This window comes from Xanthobacter flavus, from assembly GCF_017875275.1.
Classification (GTDB): Bacteria; Pseudomonadota; Alphaproteobacteria; order Rhizobiales; family Xanthobacteraceae; genus Xanthobacter; species Xanthobacter flavus_A.
Map to the genome: position 1 here is coordinate 4,026,903 of NZ_JAGGML010000001.1, position 21,055 is coordinate 4,047,957.

Below are 21,055 nucleotides of genomic sequence, written 5' to 3' on the forward strand. Positions count from 1 at the left end.
GCACCGCATCCGGTGTTTGGAAGCGCGCGCACATTTGATCTGCTTACGAATGTCATGAGAGAGCCGACGTGAGAGGGCGTCGATTGCGCGCTCGGCCTTTGCGCGGAGCAATGCCGTCAGCTCCGAAAATGCTTTCGTGACGATATTAGCGTCGAAACTGCAGGACGGCAGGCAGAGCAGGCTCTCAAGCCATGGCCCTGAGGGGTGGGGTAATGACCGGAATCCGGCGGAGGTGCTTGACAAGATAAGACTTCCGCATACACCTGTATATGGACATAACGTCCATATTATGGACAAAAATGATGCGGGCGTGCGTTGGATGCGCCGGCTAAACGACGACGTGCCGGAAGCCAAGATTGCTGGAGCGATGCAGGCAGGCGGAACACGAGGGAGGTCGGAGGCGTGTATACCATTACCTATCTCACAAACATCAATTTCGGGCTGGGAGCGTCCGACTCGCTGGCGGAGACGCTGCGCGAACTCGGCATGTCGCGCCCTCTGGTGATCAGCGATCACGGCATCAAAGCTGCCGGCATACTCGACCGTCCGGGCTTTGCCTTTCTAAGTTCGGCTCCGGTCTTCTTGGACGTTCCCACCAACCCGACCGAAAGCGCGGTTGCTGCTGGTCTCGAACTGTACAGGCAAGTGGGCTGCGATGGCGTCGTGGCGATCGGCGGGGGATCTCCCATCGACCTGGCCAAGGGCGTGGCTCTTCTCGCCACACATGAAGGCGAACTGGAGCGCTATGCGGCGATTCTGGGCGGCGTAGCCCGAATAACAAGTGCGGTCGCGCCACTCGTGGCCATTCCGACCACGGCTGGCACCGGCTCCGAAGTTGGCCGCGCGGCGCTGATCACCCTGAATGACGGCCGAAAGCTCGGCTTCATCAGCCCGTTCCTGATCCCACGCAGAGCGGTCTGTGACCCAGCGCTGACGATGGGGCTTCCTCCGGCTCTGACCGCGTCGACAGGTCTCGACGCGCTGTCGCACTGTATCGAGACATACATTTCGCCCCGCTTCAACCCCCCTGCCGAGGCAATTGCCACTGACGGATTCAAGCGCATCTGGAAGGCTTTGCCTGTTGCCTACGCCGATGGCACGAACGCGGAGGCGCGGACCGAACTCATGATGGGCGCGCTTGAAGGCGGCATGACATTCCAGAAGGGTCTCGGAGCCGTCCATGCGCTGAGCCATGCCCTGGGGGGGCTTAAGGAGGCGAAGCTTCATCATGGAACACTCAACGCCATCCTGATGCCGACCGTCCTTCGGTGGAATGTGGAAGTTGAACCGGTTGCCGAGAAGGTGCGCCACCTTGAAAGCCTTGCAGGGCTTGAAGCAACAACCCTCCCGGACGCACTGGACGAGTTGAACAGTCGATTGAGCATCACACCGAAACTGTCCGATCTTGGGGTGCCCCGCCACGTCCTCGATTGGGTGTGCGAGCGAGCCATCGCAGACCATAGCCATCCGACCAATCCACGTCCTTTGACCAAGGAAGACTACGCCGCGATCCTCGAGACCGTCTTTTGATCTCAGAACACCCGGAGACGGTCTAAGGAGGGAGTTACGTGAGACCGATCGTGATCGTGACGGGTGCAAGCCACGGCATCGGTGCTGCAACGGCCAGGCTGTTCGCCGCCGACGGCTATGATGTTTGCATAAACTATTTGTCGGACGGCGCCGCGGCGTCCGAAGTCGTCGACGCCTGCCTTGCCACGGGCGCAAGGGCCATCGCGGTCCAGGGAGACGTGGGCGACAAAGAGGACATAGAAGCTCTGTTCAGAGCCTGCGATGATGAACTCGGGAGAGTGACCTGCCTGGTCAACAATGCCGGCATCATTGGGAAGGCCGGCAGGATAGAGGATTTACAGCCCGAGGTGCTGGAAACCGCCTTCAGGATAAACGTCTTCGGCGCCATGTATTGTATCCAGGAGGCCGCGAGACGCATGTCCACCCGCAAGGGCGGCCAAGGCGGCACGATTGTGAACATGTCGTCGCTTGCCGCCTTGCTTGGCAGCCCCAACGAATATGTCCACTATGCCGCCACCAAGGGGGCGTTGGAATCGATGACTTTCGGTGCGGGCAAGGAGCTGGCCCCGGAGGGCATCCGCGTCAATGCCATCCGCGTCGGGACCACCAACACGCGGATACACTCCCAAGGTGGAAACCCCGAGCGCCCGGCCAGGATTGCCGCGTTAACCCCCATGGGGCGTATCGCGGAACCCGAGGATATCGCGCGCGCTGCCCTGATGCTCGCGTCTCCCGGCTCCGGCTTCATGACAGGCACGTTGATCACGGTCGCCGGAGGGCTCTGATCCTTTGCGCTCGCGAAGTGTCAGAAGGGCGTGGCGGCCGTGCAATGCCCGTCAGCCACTCTGTCGGCGCCTCGTCCGCATTCGGTTCAGGCGCCAATCCATCGCACGTTTCGATGGAGCGACCGACTGCCGGATCGTCCTGAGAGCGCTTCGCCGACTGGTCGAGTTCTTCGCGAAACTGACACGAAGTCGCCGCCCGACGACGTGCGGGCACTCAGGCTTGCGCTGCGTCGGCGCCCGCAACTTCCCTTCAGGATTTTGCTGCCGTCCTCGCCAGAACTGCGGAGCGGCCGTCGTTGATGGCCAGTTCGCCTTCCCAGTATAGAGCGCGATCCGACCCTCAATGGAGCCACTTCGCCGGAACGGTCACCAATGCTGGGAACAGAACCAAGAGCAGAATGAGCAGCATCTGAGCCAGAAGATAGGGCATGGCGCCCTTCGTTGCCTCATCCATTGAAACTCCGCTGATTCCGCACACTGTGTTGAGGACCGTTCCGACAGGAGGTGTGATCAGGCCGACCGCGTTGACCATCATGAATATGACGCCGAAGTAAACCGGGTCGATACCGGCCGCTTTGACGATCGGCATCAGGAGGGGGACGAGAATGGTGATGGATGGTGCGAAATCGAGTGCCGTGCCGACGACGAAGACTGCAATAACGATCATGCCCATCAGCAGGATCGGGGAGCCGATAAATGGCTGAAGGAGACTGACGAGCTGGGCAGGCATGTTCGAGATCGTCAGCATGAAGCCGGAGATCGTGGAGGCTGCGACCAGCAGCATGATCACCGCCGTCAAGCGCCCGGCCGCGAGCAGCGCCTCATAGAGCCCCCGCAGCGTCAGCTCGCGATACACAAATAGTCCCACGAACATTGCATAGGCGGCCGCAACAACGCCGGCCTCGGTTGGCGTGAAGATGCCGAACCGCAGGCCCGCCAGGATGATCACCGGCATCATCAACGCCCAGCCGGCGGTCACGATAGTTCTCGGGATGTCCCTGCGCGGCAATTTGAGCCGAACCGACGCCGTCTCCTTCTTGGAGAGGAACCACCAGGCAACCATGAGACTGAGCCCCATCATCACGCCTGGCACGATTCCGGCAAAGAACAGGCCGACGATGGAAATATTCGCGGTAACGCCCAGAATGATGAAGCCGACAGATGGCGGGATCACGGGTGCGATAATGCCTGTCGCCGCCATCAGGCCCGATGCTCGACCCATGTGGTAGCCGGCATCCCGCATCAGCGGGACCAGCATGACAGCGAGCGTCGCCGTATCCGCGATTGCGGAGCCGGAGACGCTGGCAAGGATGAGACCCGTGCCGATGACCACGTAGCCGAGGCCGCCACGGACGTGGCCGACCAGCGCCAATGCCACGTTCACGATGCGGCGCGAGAGGCCGCCCGCGTTCATGAGCTCGCCCGCGATGAGGAAGAAGGGGATCGCCATCAGCGGATAGCTGTCTGCGCCATTGACCAGGCGTTGCGCCAGGATGTTGGCATCCAGATTTCCCATCAGCAGCATCATCGCAACGCCCGACAGCATCAGGGCGAACGCAATGGGAATCCCGATGCCCATCGCGCCGAGGAGCGAGGCGACGAATACCAGGCCGGTCATGGCGTTTCCTCCGAAGTGCGCGGGGGAACCACGACCGGCAGGGGCTCAACATGCTCGACCCCCGACCAGGGGGCCGGCAGGATGCCGCGCAGCGAGCGCCACAGATCAAGAAGAAGAACGAGGGCCATCAGGATCGCGGCGACGAAACCCGCTGCATAGATGGCACCGACGGGAATCCCAGACAGGGCCTGGACGTTGCTCCACTCGATGAGGGTCAGCGACCAGCTGCCTTCGCCCATGAGCCAGCAGCACCACAGCATCAGGCCGTAGGAAGCAAGAAAGCAGACCCAACGCATCCTTGGCGGCAAGCGGACGACCAGGGACTCGACGCCGAGATGCGCGCCCTTGGCCAGAGCCACCACGGATCCCATGAAGATGACCCAGACGAGGACGACACGGGACACCTCGACTGCAAATGGAATGCCTGAGCTGAAACCATAGCGCAGCACGACGTTTGTAAAGATTAGGAGGCTGATGACTGCCATTCCGATGACGATGAAGACGTCAAAGGCCTTGAATAACCAGTGCAACGCTGAAGACATGGCCGCTCACAAAGGTTGTGCGCGCATGCGGCTTGCGCCGCACTCCAACGAGGATCCGGAGATTTTGAGCCGAGCACGTCCAGCAGGCTGGGTGGGTAAAGCTCGCCTAACTATCCGATCGAACTGCGCGCGAGGTGAAGGTAACCGTTCCTCCTGCCGGTATGGCAGGAGGCACCAGGCAATTCGTCCGGTGTCAGACACCTTCCACCACGGCCAGATGCACCTTGGCGTGCTTCTGTCGGGCCTCGATAGCCCTCTGATACTCGGGCGAGTTGTAGCAGGCGAGGGCGGTATCGTAATCCTTGAACTCGATTACTGCGAGGCGGTTCGCGTCAGGGCCTTCCATAACCTGGCTCTGTCCGGCGCGAACGACAAAGGTCGCGCCGTATTTGTCGAACGCCGCCTTGTTCAACGAAATGTATTCTTTGTAACCCTCATGGCTTGCAATATCGACCATTGCAACCCAGTAGCCTTTCTTGGTCATTTGCTTCCTCCCAGCATGAACTTCCCGCCATCTCTTACGGACGGCGTGGAAGCCTCTAACCATTCACATTCAGCGTTGAGAGTTTGTCGTTGAACCTCCCCGATCGCGGGGCTAGAACCGACGAAGAGTATTGACTACAATGTGGACACTCTGCCCAAATTTGTAGTGCCGCGATGGTCCGATGTCAAGTTGCGAGGTATTTCCGTGACCCAGAATGAGCTGCAGGGCGAGGGCGATGCTGGAGCGCCTCATCATGTGCAGGGAGCCGCCTCGTTCTCGAAGTTCATGGCGGTGCTGCAGATCATCGCCGAGGCACCGGGAATGCTGAACATTGCGCAGCTTACAAAGCGCGCGCCGTTTCCCCGCGGTACGGTCTACCGCCTCGTTTCGGCGCTCATGGCGGAGGGGCTCGTCACGCAGGCAGGAGAGAATGGAACGTTTCGTCTGGGGCCACGTCTTCTGCAGTTTGCTGCAAAGACATGGGAGGATTCCGACTTGCGGACGATCGCGAGGGATTTTCTGGTTTCGCTTCGCGACGCGACGGACGAGACCGTGCATCTTGCGGTGCCGAGCAATAACCGGATGGTCTACATAGACAAGTTGGTGGGCTCTAACAGGGTGCAGATGAAAACCAGTATCGGTGGCCAGGTGGAACTGCACTCCACGTCCGTGGGAAAGGCGTGGCTGTCCGGGCTGCCACAGCAGCGGCTCCTGGAGGTTCTCAAGGGACTTGACCTGAGGCGCCACACCGCCAGGACGTTCACGACACCCGCAGCGCTGTTGGAGGAATTGAAGCGGGCGCGTGAGCAGGGGTTTGCGTTCGACGACGAGGAAAACGAACCGGACATCCGCTGTTTCGGTAGCCCGATTTTCAATCGTTCGCGGGAGCCGGTTGGTGCGGTGAGTATCAGTATGCCGGTGTACCGGCACGATGAGCGGCGTCACGAACTCTGCGGAAGGCTGGTGCGTGAAACGGCGCAACGTATCAGTGCCGAATTGTCCAGGATGCTCTAGCCTCTGTCCGCTCCTGGTGCCCAGCACGACACCGGGTCGACCTGATCTCGGCCGTCCCCGTCATCAAGGCCGCCGCCGTCGGGGGGCATGTCTCCGGATGCCGTCACCACAAGCACGTGATATTTCGCCATGAAGGCGCAATGATTGATTGAGTAAAGATAATTGTGAAGTTTATTTGTAGATGAATGCGATGATTGGTTGCCGCAGCGCTTCTAAGTCGCAGTGGCATCGGCGCGGCATCCAAGGGCGCTCAGGCCCATCGATATGCGCACGACGCGCGGAATCATTGGTACTATAGTTGGACTGAACATGATCACATGGAGTGCGCGGCCAAATGCCGAACGAGAAGCGTGCGGGCCCTGGAGCGAATGCGAAGACCGCATCCAGGAGCCAGGCGGTGCCTCAACTGTTTGAACGCAACTGCTCGGTCGGACGCACAATCTCCATCATGTCGGATGCGTGGAGCTTCCTCGTCATACGCGAGGCGTTCTTTGGTGCGCAGCGGTTTGAACAGTTCCGGACCGCGCTCGGGCTGCCGCGCGGCACGCTTGCGGAACGGCTGAAGCGCCTCACCGTACGCGGCATTTTCCGTCAGGTGCACTATTCGGCGAACTCAAGCCGGGCCGAATATCATCTCACCCGCTGTGGAATGGAGTTGTACCCGAGCTTCGTCGCGCTGATCCGATTCGGCGACCGGTGGCTGTCGGGGCCGGAAGGGCCGCCGCTGCGATTGATCCACGCCACATGCGGCGCGGAGTGCGAGCCCTATGTGGCCTGTTCCCACTGCCTCGGCGAGGTGAAGGCGAACCGCGTGCGCTACCGCGACGGACCGGGCGCCGGCCGCACCCCCGTGGAGCCGGCCAAGCGGGCGCGACGGACGGCGGAATCCGCGAGCTTCTCGCGCGGGCGCCCGAGTTCGGTGTCAAGGTCGCTGGAAATCATCGGCGACCGCTGGAGCTTTCTCATCCTGCGCGAGGCGTTCTTCGGCGTGCGGCGCTTCGACCAGATGCAGACCGAGCTGCGGATCGCGCCCAATATTCTCACCGAACGGCTCGGCCGGCTGGTCACGCGCGGGGTGTTCGCGCGGGTCAAGTACCAGGATCTGCCTGACCGCTACGAATATCGGCTCACCGAAATGGGCAAGGATCTCTACGGCGCATTCATCACCATGGGCGCGTGGGGCGACCGATGGCTTTCAGCCGGGGATCCCCCGCTGGTCCTCACGCATCTCGATTGCGGGCACGATTTTTCGGCGGTGGTGGTCTGTGACAAGTGCCGCAAGCCCATCGAGGCGCCCGACATGCGCTACCGCCTCAATTACGATCCGGCGCAGTATGGCGCGCCTTTGGCCGGTGATCGGACGGTGGATATTCTGGTGTCAGGCGAGGATGCGCCTGCTCCGGATGCGCCCGGCCAAGATCGGGCGCAAGAGGATGAGGCCAAGCCGGGGAAGCGGGCAGCGCCTCGTCGGCGCCGCCCGGCGACCGTTACTTCTTGATCAGCGGGCACTGGCTCTGCGACAGCGGACGGAAGGCCTGTTCGCCCGGAATGACCTGCACAAGCTTGTAATAGTCCCATGGGCCCTTCGATTCCGAAGGGCTCTTCACCTGATAGACGTACATGTCGTGGATGAAGCGGCCATCGGCGCGGATGTAGCCGTTCTTGGCGAAGAAGTCGTTGACCTTCATCTCGCGCATCTTGGCCATCACGGCCTGTGCTTCGTCGGTGCCGGCAGCCTCGACAGCCTTCAGATAGTGCATGGTGGAAGAATAGTCGCCCGCATCGCCCATGTGCGGCTTGCGGCCCATGCGCGCCTCGAAGCGCTTGGAGAAGGCGCGAGTCTCGTCGTCCCGATCCCAGTAGAAGGCATTGGTGAGCACGAGGCCCTGGGCGTTCTCAAGGCCCATGGAGTGGATGTCGGAGATCCACACCAGGAGCCCGGCGAGGGACTGCTTGCCGGACTGCCCCAGCCCGAAATCGTGCGCGGCCTTCACGGCGTTGATGAACACGGTGCCGGAGCCGGCAACGGCGATCACGTCCGCGCCCGATCCCTGCGCCTGAAGCATGAAGGAACCGTGGTCGAGGGTGTTGATGGGGTAGCGCACGGAGCCCACCACGTTGCCTCCGCCCGCCTTCACCACCGACGCGGTGTCGGCCTCCAGAGCATGACCGAAGGCATAGTCCGCGGTCAGGAAGAACCAGTTCTTCTTGCCCTGCTTGATGAGCGCATTTCCGGTGCCGACAGCCAGCGCGTAGGTGTCGTAGGCATAGTGGATCGAGTTCGGCGTGCACATGTCGCCGGTGAGGCGGGAGGAGCCCGAGCCGTTGATGATGGCGATGCCGTTCTTCTCCTTGGCAACGCCGGCGACACCGATGGCGACGGCCGAATTGATCAGGTTGGCGATCATGTCGACCTTGTCCACGTCGAACCATTCCTTCGCCTTGGCAATGGCGACTTCGGTCTTGTTCTGGTGGTCGGCGACAATGACCTCGATGGGCTTGCCGAGAACCTTCCCGCCGAAGTCCTCCACGGCCATCTTCACCGCCGTGACCGACCCCTCGCCCGATTCGTGGGAGAACTGACCGGACATGTCGGTGAGAACGCCGATCTTCACCAGGTCATTGGAAATCTTGCCGGCCGCGGGCGGTGCCGCCGGGCTCTGAGCATAGGCCGGCAGCGACATGGCGAACGCGGCGCAGATCGTCGCCACGTGTGCAATTCTGGACATCCGTCTTCCTCCTGCGTGATCCGGCGCGCCTTTCCGGCTTAGCGTCCGGGTGGTCTGTCCCTGCGCCGACTGATTTCTTGCATAAATGGACGTTTCAATTGCCGCATATCGGTGGCGTTATCCCGCAATGCAGTACGGATCTGCGCTCGCTGCGGGAAATGCTGTCGAAGGCCGGGCAATTTGTCCCGTGTCGGTCGGTGCGACATTGACAACAGCACTTTCAGTCTATTAATGCAAGTTACGAATTGATCGGCAGATCCGATTGCCGCGGCCGTGGTCGGTCGGGTTGGGCGCCGGTCAAGGCTGCTGGTGCCCGTCCGCGGGCCGTCCTTGAAGGGAGGCGTGAGGTGAGCGCGCGCACAACGCCGGACCGGCGGCAGGACTATCGCCACTTTCGGGAGATCACGACGCGGTGGATGGACAACGACGTCTACCAGCACGTGAACAACGTGGTTTACTACTCGTTCTTCGATACGGCTGTGGGCCATTACCTGATCGAGACGGGGGCGCTGGATGTCCAGGCGAGCCCGATTATCGGCCTCGTGGTGGAGACGCGCTGCCAGTATTTCTCGTCGCTGTCGTTTCCCTCAAAGGTGCATGCGGGCCTGCGTGTCGGGCGGCTCGGAACCACCAGCGTGCGATACGAGATCGGCATCTTTCGCGATGCGGACGATGTGGCGGCCGCGCAGGGGCATTTCATCCATGTCTACGTGGATCGCGCCACGAACCGGCCGGTTCCGCTCCCCGACAAGCTGCGCCATGTTCTTGCGCCCCTCGTCGTCGGCGAGGCGGGCGTCGGGACCAGGGAGGGCTGAATGGCTGATATTGAAGTCGCCGTCGCGGACCACATCGCCACCGTCACGCTGAATCGTCCGGCGCAACGCAATGCCATGACGCTTGCCATGTGGCGGGGTGTGGCGCGCATATTCTCCGACCTTGGCGCGGACCGCGACGTGCGGGCGATCCTGCTTGTCGGAGCTGGCGCGGATTTCAGCGTCGGGGCGGACATTTCCGAATTCCCCGTGGTGCGCCACACGCTGGAGCAGAGCGTCGAGTATGAGGTCGCGGTGGATGCGTCGTCCGACGCCATCGCCGGCGCCGGTAAACCGACCATCGCGGTGGTCTCCGGCTATTGCCTCGGCGGCGGCTGCCACCTCTCCATGTCCTGCGATTTCCGCATCGCCGCGCCAACCGCCATCTTCGGCATCCCGGCGGCGAAGCTCTCCATCGTCTATGGCGTGCGCAGCACCCAGCGCCTGCTCTCCCTCGTCGGGCTCACACAGGCGAAGCGCATCCTCTATACCGCGGATCGCATCCCCGCCGAGGAGGCGCTGCGCATCGGCTTCGCGGACGAGATGGCCGACGATCCGATGGCGGCAGCCCGTAACCTCGCCGGGCGCATCGCGGCGAATGCGCCGCTCTCGGTGAGTGGCGCGAAGTTCATCCTCGACGGCATCGCCATGGGGGCCGGGGCGCTCGATCTCGATGCCGCCCAGGCACGCATCGACGGCGCATCCCGCAGCTTCGACTATCAGGAGGGTCGCAACGCCTTCGCCGAGAAGCGCCCGCCGCGCTTCGAGGGGCGGTAAGCGGTCCCGCACGGGAGGAAACAGCAATGAAGATGCACGTGCTTTCCGGCGGCCGCCTCCGGATGAAGCGTCATATCTATCAGCCCGATGCCGACCGCAGCGAGACCATCGAGCTGCCGGTTGCCTCCATCCTGCTGCGCCATGCCCAGGGCAACGTTCTGTTCGACACGGGCTGCCACCCGTCCGTCGTGGACGATGCCGAAGCGCGCTGGGGCGGCGTGGCGCGGGCCATGACGCCGATCATGGGGCGTGAGGACAACGTGGTTTCGCAACTCGCCTGCGTGGGCCTCGGGGCCGACGACATCGACGTGGTGGTCTGCTCGCATTTCCATCCCGACCATTGCGGCTGCAACGGTTTCTTCCGCAAGGCGACGGTCGTCGTGCATGCGGCGGAGCTGGCCGCGGCGAAGGCCGAGAATGCGGCTTCGGCGGGCTATCTTCCGGTGGAGTGGGACCAGGGCAATCCGCTCGACCTGATTGAAGGAGAGAAGGATCTGTTCGGTGACGGCCGCGTCACCCTCATCCCATTTCCCGGTCACACGCCGGGGCTTACGGGCGCTCTCGTCTCGCTCGACCGGGATGGCGCCTTCCTGCTGGCCTCGGACGCGGTGAGCCTGCGCACCAGCCTCGATACGGACGTGGTGCCGAAGAACACCTGGAACGTCGATCAGCATCATCGCTCCATCGCGGAAATCCGCAGGATCGAGGCGGGCGGTGCCACCGTGCTGTGCGGCCATGACGACGCCCAATGGCAGAGCCTTCGGAAGGGGGCGGACGCCTACGAATAAGGCGCGGCCCCGTTTCCATCCATCATCTCACGCAAGGCGGATTTTCCATGGATCTCAATCTCAAGGGCAAGGTTGCGCTGGTCACCGGCGGGGCGCGCGACGTAGGGCGCGAAATATCGCTCGCTCTCGCCGCCGAGGGCGCGACGGTCGCCTTGAACTATCGCAATTCTGCCGAGGAGGCGCAGGCCGTCGTGGACGAGATCCGCGCGCTGGGTGGCGAGGCGAAGGCCTACAAGGCGGACGTCGCCGATTTCACGAGCGTCAAGGCGATGGTCGACGCCATCGTCACGGATTTCGGCGGGCTCAACATCGTCGTCAATAACGCCGGCCTCGCCATCCGGCAGCGGTTCACCGACTCCACGGAGAAGGAGTGGAAGGCGCAGATCGACACCTGCCTTTATGGCGCCATCCATCTTGCGCACGCGGCCATCCCGCATCTTGAAAAGGCGGGCGACGGGCGCCTCATCGCCATCGTCGGCGACTCCTCGCGTGTGGGCGAATCCGGCCTCGCCATCGTGGCGGCGGCGCGGGCGGGCACCATCGCCCTCATGAAGTCGCTGGCCCGGGAACTGGGCCGCAGCGGCGTGACGGCCAACACGGTTTCCCTGGGTCTCGTCGAGACCGCCCATGATCGCTCCTGGGTGGAAGCCAATCGCGACAAGCTCACCAAATTCTATCCACTGCGCCGTCTCGGCCAGCCGGAGGACATAGCGCCCACGGTGGCCCTGCTCGCCTCGCCGAAGGGGTCGTGGATCACCGGGCAGGTGATCTCCATCTCCGGCGGCTTCTGCATGGTGTGACGACAGCCGCGCACAAGAACGCGGTGATCGAAGGGGAGGAATCGATGCTCAAGGCGGAACTGATTGCTCCGGTGCCGGAGCTGTTGCGGCGGCATGCGACGGAGCGGGGCGCGAAGGTCGCGTTCCGCGACGCCCGGCGATCGGTCACCTATGCCGAGCTGGAGCGGCGCACGGCGAACCTTGCCGGGCATCTCGCCGGCCTCGGCGTCGGTCCCGGCGATCGCGTCGCGATCCTGCTGCCGAACAGCGTCTCCTGGGTGGAGGCCTGCCTCGCCATTGTCCGGGCTGGGGCGGTCGCGGTGCCCATCAGCGCCGAGGCAGCGCCCGGTGAGGTGTCGTACCGCCTGTCCGACGCCGCATGCCGGATCGTCATCACCACGGCTGCCCGCGCGGAGATGGTGGAGGCACTGCGCGGCGAGGCGCCCAGCGTCGCCGGCCTCCTGCTGGTGGAGGCGGCGGCGGGCGATCTTCGCAGCTTCGAGGCGTTGGCGGAGCTGCCGTCCGCGGCGCCTGCGCGCGATCCCGCGGACATCGATGCCGCTGCCTTCATCATCTACACATCAGGGACCACCGGGCGCGCCAAGGGCGTGCTGCTGACCTGCCGCAGCATGTTGTGGGTGACGGCGGCCTGCTGGGGGCCGATCGTCGGGTTGAGCTGCGGGGACAATGTGCTCTCGCCGCTGCCCCTGTTCCACTCCTACGCGCTGAACTTCTCGGTGCTGTCCATCCTCGCCACCGGGGCGAGCGAGTACATCCTGGACAAATACTCGACCCGCGAGGCCATGCGCCTGCTCGAGACTGGCGAGTTCACGGTCTTCCCCGGCGTGCCCACCATGTTCCATTACCTGATCGAGGCGGCGCAGGCGGAGGGACGAAAGACCCTGCCGGGACTGCGTGTCTGCGTCTCCGCGGGGGCGATCATGCCGGCGACGCTGAACACCGCTTTCGAGGCTCAATTCGGCGTGCCGCTGCTGGATGGCTACGGCATCACCGAAACCTCCACCATGGTCACGATGAACGCGGCCTCCTCGTCCCGCGTCATGGGCTCGTGCGGCCTTCCCCTGCCGGGCGTGGCGCTCCGTATCGTCGATCCCGCGAGTGTGCGCGATCTCGATGCCGGCGAGGAGGGCGAGCTGATCGTGCGCGGGCCGAACGTGATGCTCGGCTATCACAACAAGCCGGAGGAGACGGCCAAGGCCCTGCGCAACGGCTGGTACCACACCGGCGACCTCGCCCGCGCCGACCGCAACGGCTTCGTCACCATCACCGGCCGGCTGAAGGAACTGATCATCCGCGGCGGGCAGAACATCGCCCCTGCGGAGATCGAGGAGGTGGTGCTGCTGTTCCCGAGCGTACTCGATTGCGCGGTGGCGGGGATCTCCCATCCCCAGCTCGGCGAGGTCCCGGCGTTGTACGTGGTGCCACGCGACGCGAGCTTCGATGCGGACCGGCTGCTCGACCACTGCCGGCATCACCTCTCGTCCTACAAGGTGCCCCATGTGGTGCATCAGCTGGACGAGATCCCGCGCACCGGGTCCGGCAAGATCATCCGCTTCCGGCTGAAGGAGATGGTGCAGTCGCAGCCCTGACACGGCTGCACCTCGGCCTTCCCGCGAAGGGACGGGCGCCGGGTCCTCCAGGAGCCGGCGCCCGCTCTTTTTACGGGATACCCCACGCCTTCAGGCGGATCGGGAGACCCGCGCGGCTTGCACCAGCCGGAACAGGCGATCCGGCGTCACAGGCAGGGTGTCCACCTCGATGCCGAGCGGCGCGAGCGCGTCCGACACCGCATTGGCGATGGCGGCCGGCGCGCCGATGGTGCCGCCCTCTCCCATGCCACGGAAGCCGCCGATGTTGTTGGGCAGCTCCGCCTCCACATGCAGGATCTCGATCTGCGGCATGGTGCTGGCGATGGGCACGAGATAGTCGGCGAGGCTTGCCGTCAGCAATTGCCCGCCCTCGTCGTGCACCACCTCTTCCAGCAGGGCGGCCCCGATGCCCTGCGCCACCGCGCCGTGTACCTGCCCATCCACGATCAGCGGATTGATGATGCGCCCGCAATCCTCCGCCACCGCAAAGCGCGTCACCGTGACGGCAAAGGTCGCCGGGTCGATCTCCACCATGGCGAGGTGGGTGGAGGCGCAGGCCGTGCCGAGATAGGGATCGTAGCTCTCGGAGGCGACGAGGTCCTCGCGCTGCTCATGGGGGATGCGCCCCATCTGCGCATAGACCGCATGCGCGACCTCCCGGAACGTCATTGTTCCATTGGAGGAGCGGGCGCGGATGACCCCGCCTTCGGCCTCCAGGTCTTCCGCCGGAACATCCATCAGGAAGGCGGCCGCTTTCAACACCTTCGCCTTCACCACCCGGGCGGACTTTGTGGCGGCGCCGCCACCGAGCACGGCCGAGCGGCTGGCATACGTGCCGGTCCCCATGGGCACCAAAGCGCTGTCGCCATGCTGGATCTCGATATCCTCCATGCGGCAGCCCAGCTCGTCGGCCACCACCTGGGCCAGCGTCGTCTCAAGCCCCTGTCCGTGGGAGGAGATGCCGAATGCGGCCGTAACGGCGCCGGTCGCGTCGATGCGGATGGAGGCGGTCTCGGTGCCGGTATTGATGGGCATGCCGGGCGCGACGGCGATGCGCGAGCCGATGCCTGTCAGCTCCGCATAGCTCGCGAAGCCGATGCCGACCCAGCGTCCTTCGGCCCGCGCCGCATCGCGCTGGCGCACCAGGGCCGGATAGTCCACCAGGTCGCACACACCCTGGAGGCATTCCTGGAAGGCGGAGCGGTCCCAGATGATGCCGGAGCCGGTGCGGTAGGGAAACTCCTCGGCCGTCACCAGATTGCGGCGACGGATTTCCGCCGGGTCCATGCCGAGCCTGCGCGCGGCCATGTCCATCAGCCGTTCCATGGCGAAAGTGGAGGAGGGGCGGCCGACGCCGCGATAAGGGCCTGTCGGCGGCTTGGGGGTGAGCACGCCACGCACCCGGCCGCGATAATGCTCCATGCGATACGGGCCGGGCAGGAAGCTCACCACCTGCACCGGCTCAAGCGCGCCGGTCCATGGGTAGATCGAGTAGGCCCCGATATCGCCGATCACGTCCGCCCGAAGGCCGAGCAGGTGCCCCTCCCCATCCACCGCCAGCTCGGCCTCGATGGTCTCGTCGAAGGCCTGGCTCATGGCGGTGAGATCCTCCATGCGGTCGGCGACGAACTTCACCGGCCGCTCCAGCTTGCGCGCGAGCACGCAGACCAGCATCTCCTCATGGTTCAGCGATCCCTTGCCGCCGAAGCTGCCGCCCACGTCGGGCGCCACCACGCGGACGCGGTTGCCGGGCAGGTCGAGGCAGGTGCCGAGCACGTCGCAGATGATGCCGGGGATATTGGTGGAGGAATGCAGCGTCAGGGCCTGCCGCCGCCGGTCCCACTCGGCGAGGTAGGAGCGGGTCTCCATGGGCATGGGCGTCTTGCGCGTCATGCGGAAGCGCCCCTTCACCACGACCGGCGCCGAAGCGATGGCCGCATCCACGTCGCCGCGGGCGAAGGTTCGGGAAATGATGACGTTGGTGCCGGCCTCATCGTGGAGGAGGGGGGCGCCGTCCACCGCCGCGTCGTCCTTCGCCACGGCGACGGGCAACGGTTCGTAATCGATGGAGATCAGCTCCAGCGCGTCCTCGGCGGCGTACCGGCTCTCCGCCACCACGGCGACCACCGGCTCGCCGACATAGCGCACCTTGCCCTCGGCAAGGGGGCGGAAGGGCGTCGCGTAATAGCCTTTCATGCGGGACGTGGGGATCGCGGGCTTAAAGTCACCGGCAATGTCTCCCGCGTCGAAGATGGCGACGACGCCCGGCACCGCAAAGGCTTCGCCCACATCGATGGACCGGATGCGCGCATGGGGCTGGTCGCTGCGCAGCAGGGCGACGTGGAGGAGGCCGGCGGGTGCCATATCGTCCACGTAGCGGCCCGAGCCCGTCAGGAGGCGCGGGTCCTCGGTGCGCTTGATGCGCTGGCCGACCAGCCTGGGGCGCATCTCCACGGAGGCATCGAAGGCGGTCACGTCAGCGGCCCTCTCTCGCGCGCCAACTCGCGCACGGCGTCGACGATGTGCTGGTAGCCGGTGCAGCGGCAAATGTTGCCGGACAGGGCTTCGCGGATCTCATCGTCGCTTTCCAAAGCGTGGTTGCGCAGCATGTCGGTGATGGTCATCAGGAAGCCCGGCGTGCAGAAGCCGCATTGCAGTCCGTGATGGTCGCGGAACGCCTGCTGCACGCGGCCGAGATCGCCCATGCGGCCGAGCCCTTCCACCGTCTCGATGGTCGCACCGTCCGCCTGGATGGCGAGGGTGAGGCAGGAGCGGGCGCTGCGTCCGTCCAGGAGGATGGTGCAGGCGCCGCACACCCCGTGCTCGCAGCCCACATGGGTGCCGGTGAGGCCGAGGTCGTGGCGCAGGAAATCGCTCAGCAGGACGCGCGCGTCCACCGCCCGGGTATGGGTCAGCCCGTTGACGGTGAGCGTGATGGTGGCGCGGTCTTTCATCAGGCCGCTTCCCCCCGCGTTTCGCGGGCGCGGTCCCAGGCCTCGGCGAGGGCACGGCGCGCCAGCGCGCCAGCGAGGTGGCGTCGATAGTCGGCGGAGGCGCTGAGATCGGAATTCGGTTCGATGCAGGCCTGCAGGCGGGTCGCCGCTTCGTCGAAGGACGCGGGAGTGCCCTCTCGCCCCTCGAGCGCCGCTTCCACATCGCTGAACCGCAAGGCCGTGTCGGCGATGCCCATCATGGCGATGCGCACATTGCGCATTCGTCCATCCACCCGCGTCATGAGCACCGCGACGGCCGCCAGCGCATAGTCGCCGTGGCGGCGGGAGAATTCCTCGAATGCCCAGCCGGTGCCGTCCTCGGGTATGGCGAGATCGACGGCCGTGACCATCTCGTCCGGCTCCAGCGCGGTGGCAAGGGAGCCTGTGAGGAAGTCCCGCGCCGGCATGGCGCGTCCGCCGCGCGGCGAGGCGATATGGATCGTCCCGTCGAGCAGCAGCGTCATCATGGGCATCTCGGCGGCGGGGTCGGCATGGCACACGCTGCCGCAGAAGGTGCCGCGGTTGCGCACGGTGAGATGCGCCACGTGCTTCATGGCGGCGTGCAGCACCGGGACATGCCGCGCCACCAGCGCATCCTCGGCGGTCATGCGGTGGCGCACCAGCGCGCCGAGGCGCAGCGCGCCGGCTTCGAGCGTGATGCGGTCGAGGTCCGGGATGCGGTTGATGTCCACCAGAACCGACGGCTTCACGAGGCGAAAATTCATCATGGGCATGAGGCTCTGCCCGCCGGCGAGCACCTTCCCGTCGCCGCCGGCGCCTGCGAGCACCTCCACCGCATGGGCGATGCTCTCGGCGCGGACATAGTCGAACCGGGCGGGCTTCATCGGCGCATTTCCGGCATCTCGGTTTCCGTTCCCTAGTGACTTGCATTATTAGACTATGTTAATCGGTGTCAAGCTGCCCGGCCCAGAGGCGGCATGCGCCGTCGAAGGACACAAGGGAGGATCACGCCATGAAGATCAAAGCCGCCGTCCTGCGCAGCATGGGCGCGCCGATGCCCTACGCGCAGAGCCAGCCGCTCCATATCGAGGAGATCGAACTCGATCGGCCGGGCCGGGACGAGGTGCTGGTGAAGATCGCGGCCGCCGGTCTCTGCCACTCCGATCTTTCCGTCATCAACGGCAGCCGCCCCCGGCCCATGCCCATGGCCATCGGACACGAGGCGGCGGGCGTGGTGGTCGAGGCCGGCGATGGGGTGGACGATCTGAAGCCGGGCGATCACGTTGTCATGGTGTTCATGCCCAGTTGCGGCCATTGCCAGCCTTGCTCGCAGGGCCGACCCGCCTTGTGCGAGCCGGGCGCGGTGGCCAACGGCAAGGGCGAATTGCTGACCGGCGCGATCCGGCTGCACGAGGGCGAGGAGACCATCCATCATCATCTGGGATGCTCCGCCTTCGCAGACCATGCGGTCGTGTCGCGCCGCTCATTGGTTCGAATAGACAAGGATGTCCCCCTCGACGTCGCCGCGCTGTTTGGCTGCGCCGTGCTGACGGGGGTCGGCGCGGTGGTGAACACAGCCCGTGTGCAGGCCGGCGAGACGGTGGCTGTGGTCGGGCTCGGCGGCGTGGGCCTCGCCGCCGTCCTCGGCTCTCTGGCGGCGGGCGCCGCACGGGTGGTCGCGGTGGACCTGTCGCCGGAAAAGCTGCAGCTCGCCAGGGACCTCGGCGCCACCGGCGTCGTCGATGCGCGGGCCCCCGACGCCATCGAGCAGGTGCGGGCGCTGACGGGCGGCGGCGCGGATTTCGTGTTCGAGTTCGCCGGCTCCGCGCGGGCGCTTGAGAATGCGTACAACATGACGAAGCGCGGCGGCACCACCGTCACCGCCGGCCTGCCCCCACCGGATGCGGTGCTGCCGGTGAACATCGTGAGCCTCGTCGCGGAAGAGCGCACGGTGAAGGGCAGCTATATCGGCACCTGCGTGCCGGTGCGCGACGTGCCGCGCTACATCGAGCTTTACAAGGCGGGTCGTCTTCCCGTGGACCGCCTGATGAGCGGGCGCATCCCGCTCGAAGACATCAACGACGGCTTCGATCGGCTGCATGACGGTTCCGTCGTGCGTCTCGTCGTCGACTTCCAGGGCTGAGAGGGCGCAATGACCGACAAGAATCTCGCCGCGACGCTCGGGCTCGCAGATCCGAGCCTCTTCCGAGAGGCGAACCTGATTGGCGGCGAATGGGTGTTCGCCGTCAGCGGTGCGACCATCGCCGTCACCAATCCGGCGGATGGCACGCTCATCGGCCATGTGCCCGCCCTGTCGCGCGCGGAAGTGGCGCGCGCCATCGATGCGGCCTCTGCCGCGCAAAAGGGGTGGCGGGCAAGGACGGGGAAGGAGCGCGCTGCGATCCTGCGGCGCCTGTTCGATCTGATGATGGCGAACCAGGACGATCTCGCCCGCATCATGACCGCCGAACAGGGCAAGCCCTTCCCCGAAGCCAAGGGCGAGATCGCCTACGCGGCCGGCTTCATCGAATGGTTCGCCGAGGAGGCGAAGCGAGTCTATGGCGACACCATTCCCGCTCCCCTGCCGGGCCGACGCATCATCGTCCAGAAGGAGCCCATCGGCGTCTTCGCCGCCATCACCCCCTGGAACTTCCCATCGGCCATGATCACCCGCAAGGCCGGGCCGGGCTGGGCCGCCGGCTGCACCGGGGTGATCCGCCCTGCGAGCGAAACGCCCTTCTCCGCCCTCGCGCTGGGTGTGCTGGCCGAGCGCGCGGGGCTGCCGCCTGGTGTCTGCAATATCATCACCGGCCCCTCTTCCGAGACGGGCAAGGAGCTGTGCGAGAACCCGCTCGTGCGCAAGCTCTCCTTCACCGGGTCCACCCGGGTGGGCGCGCTGCTCCTCGCCCAGTGCGCGCCGACGGTGAAGAAGACCAGCATGGAGCTTGGCGGCAACGCGCCCTTCATCGTCTTCGACGACGCCGACCTCGATGAGGCGGTCAAGGGGGCCATGGCCTCCAAATATCGCAACACCGGGCAGACCTGCGTGTGCGCCAACCGCTTCCTGGTGCAGGCCGGCGTCTACGACGCCTTCGCCGCAAAGCTGTCTGATGCGGTAGAGCGGCTGAAGGTCGGCCCCGGCATGGCGGATGGCGTCACCCAGGGGCCGCTCATCAATGCTGCCGCGGTTGCCAAGGTGGAGGAGCACATCGCCGACGCGGTGTCGAAAGGCGCCCGCATCGTCATCGGCGGGCGGCCTCACCCTCTCGGCCACAGCTTCTTCGAGCCGACCGTCCTGGCCGACGTGCCGAAGGATGCGCTTATCTTCTCGGAGGAGACATTCGGGCCAGTCGCTCCGCTGATCCGTTTCGAGACGGAGGCCGAGGCGATCGCGCTCGCCAATGCCACAGAGTTCGGCCTCGCCGCCTATTTCTACAGCCGGGACGTGGGCCGCATTTTCCGCGTCGCCGAGGCCATCGAGGCGGGCATCGTCGGCATCAACGAGGGCATCATCTCCACCGAGGTCGCGCCGTTCGGTGGCGTGAAGTCCTCCGGGCTCGGGCGCGAGGGCTCCAAATACGGCATCGAGGACTATCTGGAGATCAAATATCTCTGCCTCGGCGGTATCGACACGCCAGCCTGAAGCCGAAGGGAGACAACGCACATGGACATGAGCGGCGAACAGCGTATCCCGGCTCCGCGCGACGTGGTCTGGCAGGCGCTCAACGACCCCGAGATCCTGAAGCTCTGCATTCCGGGCTGCCAGGAGCTGGTGAAAAGCTCCGACACGCAGATGAGCGCGAAGGTGGTGCTCAAGGTGGGGCCGGTCAGCGCGCGCTTCGAGGGCGCGGTGACACTCTCCGACCTCGATCCGCCGAACAGCTACCGCATCAGCGGCGAAGGCCAGGGCGGCATGGCAGGCTTCGCCAAGGGCGAGGCGATGGTGCGCCTGGAGGCGGATGGCGAAGGGACAATATTGCTGTACGAGGTCGAGGCCCAGGTCGGCGGCAAGCTCGCCCAGCTCGGCGCCCGGCTCATCGACGCGACGGCGAAGCAAATGTCCGGCGCCTTCTTCAAGCGCTTCGCCCAGGAGATCGTCGCGCGCCGGGACGGAGGGCAGGGGGATGCGCCATCCTCGCCTGCGGTGTCCGGAATGCCGGCCAGCGCAAAACCCCATGCCATCCCATCGCCTGGCGTCTTTCCCGCCGCGATACCCGGGCCTCAGACAGGGGCAGGCGCCATCCGTCTCGCTGGCCTCGGCATCGTCGCTGCTGCGCTCGTGGCTTCGGCCTATTTTCTGTCCGGATCCATGGTCAGCGGGCAAAGTGGTCGAATCGGAACCTCGCCTGACTTCGTCGCGGCGGTGGTCCTCATCCTGACCGCAAGTCTGGGCTACCTCTTCGGCCGCCTCCACGGCGCTGTGACGACCGTCGTGACCATCAGGCAAGACGCAGGGTGAGCCGGGGCCGTTGACCCGAAAGCTCAGAGGTCCACGAACGTGTCTCGCGTCTGACGGCCCGCGCCGGAGGCGTTGTCCGTCACCATCATAAGTGCGGCGCCCTCCCCGGGGCTTGGGGCATTCCGTTCCGCCGGAAAGCGGGATATCAGCCTTGGCGAATGACTTCAGAGCGGA

The 21,055-nt window shown here is 65.1% G+C and carries 19 protein-coding genes; 12 read left to right on the forward strand and 7 right to left on the reverse strand.

Annotated features, from left to right (window positions below; genetic code table 11):
• Positions 1 to 402 precede the first annotated feature (402 nt).
• Both J2126_RS19090 and J2126_RS19095 read left to right on the forward strand, forming a co-directional pair.
• Entirely contained in the window at positions 403 to 1,530 is a 1,128-nt protein-coding gene (locus J2126_RS19090) for an iron-containing alcohol dehydrogenase (protein ID WP_209488426.1), read from the forward strand.
• Between the two features lie 38 nt (positions 1,531 to 1,568).
• Positions 1,569 to 2,315 carry an SDR family oxidoreductase gene (locus J2126_RS19095; RefSeq protein ID WP_209488428.1) on the forward strand — a complete coding sequence of 249 codons (747 nt, stop codon included), beginning with the start codon at positions 1,569 to 1,571 and terminating at the stop codon, positions 2,313 to 2,315.
• A 340-nt stretch (positions 2,316 to 2,655) separates the two neighbouring features.
• Here J2126_RS19095 and J2126_RS19100 read toward each other — a convergent pair whose 3' ends face one another.
• The 3 genes from J2126_RS19100 to J2126_RS19110 all read right to left on the reverse strand — a co-directional run bounded on the left by J2126_RS19100 (position 2,656) and on the right by J2126_RS19110 (position 4,959).
• Entirely contained in the window at positions 2,656 to 3,933 is a 1,278-nt protein-coding gene (locus tag J2126_RS19100; RefSeq protein ID WP_209488430.1) for a TRAP transporter large permease, read from the reverse strand.
• A complete protein-coding gene (locus J2126_RS19105; RefSeq protein ID WP_209488432.1) occupies positions 3,930 to 4,475 on the reverse strand; it encodes a TRAP transporter small permease in 546 nt (181 codons plus the stop codon). Before J2126_RS19105 ends, J2126_RS19100 begins: the two co-directional genes overlap by 4 nt.
• Before the next feature lie 193 nt (positions 4,476 to 4,668).
• Positions 4,669 to 4,959 carry a DUF1330 domain-containing protein gene (locus J2126_RS19110; RefSeq protein WP_209488433.1) on the reverse strand — a complete coding sequence of 97 codons (291 nt, stop codon included), beginning with the start codon at positions 4,957 to 4,959 and terminating at the stop codon, positions 4,669 to 4,671.
• Between the two features lie 204 nt (positions 4,960 to 5,163).
• Here J2126_RS19110 and J2126_RS19115 point away from each other — a divergent pair, with 204 nt between their 5' ends.
• Both J2126_RS19115 and J2126_RS19120 read left to right on the forward strand, forming a co-directional pair.
• Positions 5,164 to 5,973 (forward strand): IclR family transcriptional regulator, encoded by an 810-nt coding sequence (locus tag J2126_RS19115; protein WP_209488435.1) that lies wholly within the window; start codon positions 5,164 to 5,166, stop codon positions 5,971 to 5,973.
• A gap of 334 nt (positions 5,974 to 6,307) precedes the next feature.
• Entirely contained in the window at positions 6,308 to 7,471 is a 1,164-nt protein-coding gene (locus J2126_RS19120) for a winged helix-turn-helix transcriptional regulator (RefSeq protein ID WP_209488437.1), read from the forward strand.
• Here J2126_RS19120 and J2126_RS19125 read toward each other — a convergent pair.
• Entirely contained in the window at positions 7,461 to 8,702 is a 1,242-nt protein-coding gene (locus J2126_RS19125; RefSeq protein ID WP_209488438.1) for an ABC transporter substrate-binding protein, read from the reverse strand. The genes J2126_RS19120 and J2126_RS19125 overlap by 11 nt on opposite strands.
• 347 nt (positions 8,703 to 9,049) lie before the next feature.
• Here J2126_RS19125 and J2126_RS19130 point away from each other — a divergent pair, with 347 nt between their 5' ends.
• Genes J2126_RS19130 through J2126_RS19150 form a run of 5 tightly spaced genes read left to right on the forward strand, consistent with a single transcriptional unit; the run spans position 9,050 to position 13,468 of the window.
• Complete coding sequence (locus J2126_RS19130) at positions 9,050 to 9,517, forward strand: acyl-CoA thioesterase (RefSeq protein WP_209488439.1); 468 nt, start codon at positions 9,050 to 9,052, stop codon at positions 9,515 to 9,517.
• Positions 9,518 to 10,291 carry an enoyl-CoA hydratase-related protein gene (locus J2126_RS19135; RefSeq protein WP_209488441.1) on the forward strand — a complete coding sequence of 258 codons (774 nt, stop codon included), beginning with the start codon at positions 9,518 to 9,520 and terminating at the stop codon, positions 10,289 to 10,291. It abuts the gene before it with no gap.
• 26 nt (positions 10,292 to 10,317) lie between these two features.
• Positions 10,318 to 11,079 (forward strand): N-acyl homoserine lactonase family protein, encoded by a 762-nt coding sequence (locus J2126_RS19140; RefSeq protein ID WP_209488443.1) that lies wholly within the window; start codon positions 10,318 to 10,320, stop codon positions 11,077 to 11,079.
• 47 nt (positions 11,080 to 11,126) lie between these two features.
• Positions 11,127 to 11,879, forward strand: a complete 753-nt coding sequence (locus J2126_RS19145) for an SDR family NAD(P)-dependent oxidoreductase (RefSeq protein WP_209488445.1) — start codon at positions 11,127 to 11,129, stop codon at positions 11,877 to 11,879.
• Positions 11,880 to 11,923: 44 nt separating this feature from the next.
• The gene (locus tag J2126_RS19150) at positions 11,924 to 13,468 is read left to right on the forward strand and encodes a class I adenylate-forming enzyme family protein (protein ID WP_209488446.1); all 1,545 of its coding nucleotides are present in this window, start codon (positions 11,924 to 11,926) and stop codon (positions 13,466 to 13,468) included.
• Between the two features lie 90 nt (positions 13,469 to 13,558).
• Here J2126_RS19150 and J2126_RS19155 read toward each other — a convergent pair whose 3' ends face one another.
• The 3 genes from J2126_RS19155 to J2126_RS19165 are packed head-to-tail and all read right to left on the reverse strand — an operon-like array spanning position 13,559 to position 17,306.
• Positions 13,559 to 15,916 carry a xanthine dehydrogenase family protein molybdopterin-binding subunit gene (locus J2126_RS19155; protein WP_209490352.1) on the reverse strand — a complete coding sequence of 786 codons (2,358 nt, stop codon included), beginning with the start codon at positions 15,914 to 15,916 and terminating at the stop codon, positions 13,559 to 13,561.
• A 23-nt stretch (positions 15,917 to 15,939) separates the two neighbouring features.
• Positions 15,940 to 16,422 carry a (2Fe-2S)-binding protein gene (locus tag J2126_RS19160; RefSeq protein ID WP_209488447.1) on the reverse strand — a complete coding sequence of 161 codons (483 nt, stop codon included), beginning with the start codon at positions 16,420 to 16,422 and terminating at the stop codon, positions 15,940 to 15,942.
• Positions 16,422 to 17,306 (reverse strand): FAD binding domain-containing protein, encoded by an 885-nt coding sequence (locus tag J2126_RS19165; protein ID WP_209488449.1) that lies wholly within the window; start codon positions 17,304 to 17,306, stop codon positions 16,422 to 16,424. The genes J2126_RS19160 and J2126_RS19165 overlap by 1 nt, the downstream gene beginning before the upstream one ends.
• A 128-nt stretch (positions 17,307 to 17,434) precedes the next feature.
• Between J2126_RS19165 and J2126_RS19170 the strand changes: the two genes are divergently transcribed.
• Genes J2126_RS19170 through J2126_RS19180 form a run of 3 tightly spaced genes read left to right on the forward strand, consistent with a single transcriptional unit; the run spans position 17,435 to position 20,881 of the window.
• Positions 17,435 to 18,565 (forward strand): zinc-dependent alcohol dehydrogenase family protein, encoded by a 1,131-nt coding sequence (locus J2126_RS19170; RefSeq protein WP_209488451.1) that lies wholly within the window; start codon positions 17,435 to 17,437, stop codon positions 18,563 to 18,565.
• Between the two features lie 9 nt (positions 18,566 to 18,574).
• Positions 18,575 to 20,065: an NAD-dependent succinate-semialdehyde dehydrogenase gene (locus J2126_RS19175; RefSeq protein ID WP_209488453.1), complete on the forward strand. Its 1,491-nt coding sequence runs from the start codon at positions 18,575 to 18,577 to the stop codon at positions 20,063 to 20,065.
• Between the two features lie 21 nt (positions 20,066 to 20,086).
• Positions 20,087 to 20,881 carry an SRPBCC family protein gene (locus tag J2126_RS19180; RefSeq protein WP_209488455.1) on the forward strand — a complete coding sequence of 265 codons (795 nt, stop codon included), beginning with the start codon at positions 20,087 to 20,089 and terminating at the stop codon, positions 20,879 to 20,881.
• Positions 20,882 to 21,055: the final 174 nt, after the last annotated feature.

Excerpts from the sequence above, each read along its gene's own strand:
- J2126_RS19100 (WP_209488430.1), bottom strand. The coding sequence starts at position 3,933 with ATGACCGGCCTGGTATTCGTCGCCTCGCTCCTCGGCGCGATGGGCATC.
- J2126_RS19105 (WP_209488432.1), bottom strand. The coding sequence starts at position 4,475 with ATGTCTTCAGCGTTGCACTGGTTATTCAAGGCCTTTGACGTCTTCATC.
- J2126_RS19110 (WP_209488433.1), bottom strand. The coding sequence starts at position 4,959 with ATGACCAAGAAAGGCTACTGGGTTGCAATGGTCGATATTGCAAGCCAT.
- J2126_RS19120 (WP_209488437.1), top strand. The coding sequence starts at position 6,308 with ATGCCGAACGAGAAGCGTGCGGGCCCTGGAGCGAATGCGAAGACCGCA.
- J2126_RS19125 (WP_209488438.1), bottom strand. The coding sequence starts at position 8,702 with ATGTCCAGAATTGCACACGTGGCGACGATCTGCGCCGCGTTCGCCATG.
- J2126_RS19135 (WP_209488441.1), top strand. The coding sequence starts at position 9,518 with ATGGCTGATATTGAAGTCGCCGTCGCGGACCACATCGCCACCGTCACG.
- J2126_RS19140 (WP_209488443.1), top strand. The coding sequence starts at position 10,318 with ATGAAGATGCACGTGCTTTCCGGCGGCCGCCTCCGGATGAAGCGTCAT.
- J2126_RS19145 (WP_209488445.1), top strand. The coding sequence starts at position 11,127 with ATGGATCTCAATCTCAAGGGCAAGGTTGCGCTGGTCACCGGCGGGGCG.
- J2126_RS19150 (WP_209488446.1), top strand. The coding sequence starts at position 11,924 with ATGCTCAAGGCGGAACTGATTGCTCCGGTGCCGGAGCTGTTGCGGCGG.
- J2126_RS19155 (WP_209490352.1), bottom strand. The coding sequence starts at position 15,916 with ATGCGCCCCAGGCTGGTCGGCCAGCGCATCAAGCGCACCGAGGACCCG.
- J2126_RS19160 (WP_209488447.1), bottom strand. The coding sequence starts at position 16,422 with ATGAAAGACCGCGCCACCATCACGCTCACCGTCAACGGGCTGACCCAT.
- J2126_RS19165 (WP_209488449.1), bottom strand. The coding sequence starts at position 17,306 with ATGAAGCCCGCCCGGTTCGACTATGTCCGCGCCGAGAGCATCGCCCAT.
- J2126_RS19170 (WP_209488451.1), top strand. The coding sequence starts at position 17,435 with ATGAAGATCAAAGCCGCCGTCCTGCGCAGCATGGGCGCGCCGATGCCC.
- J2126_RS19175 (WP_209488453.1), top strand. The coding sequence starts at position 18,575 with ATGACCGACAAGAATCTCGCCGCGACGCTCGGGCTCGCAGATCCGAGC.
- J2126_RS19180 (WP_209488455.1), top strand. The coding sequence starts at position 20,087 with ATGGACATGAGCGGCGAACAGCGTATCCCGGCTCCGCGCGACGTGGTC.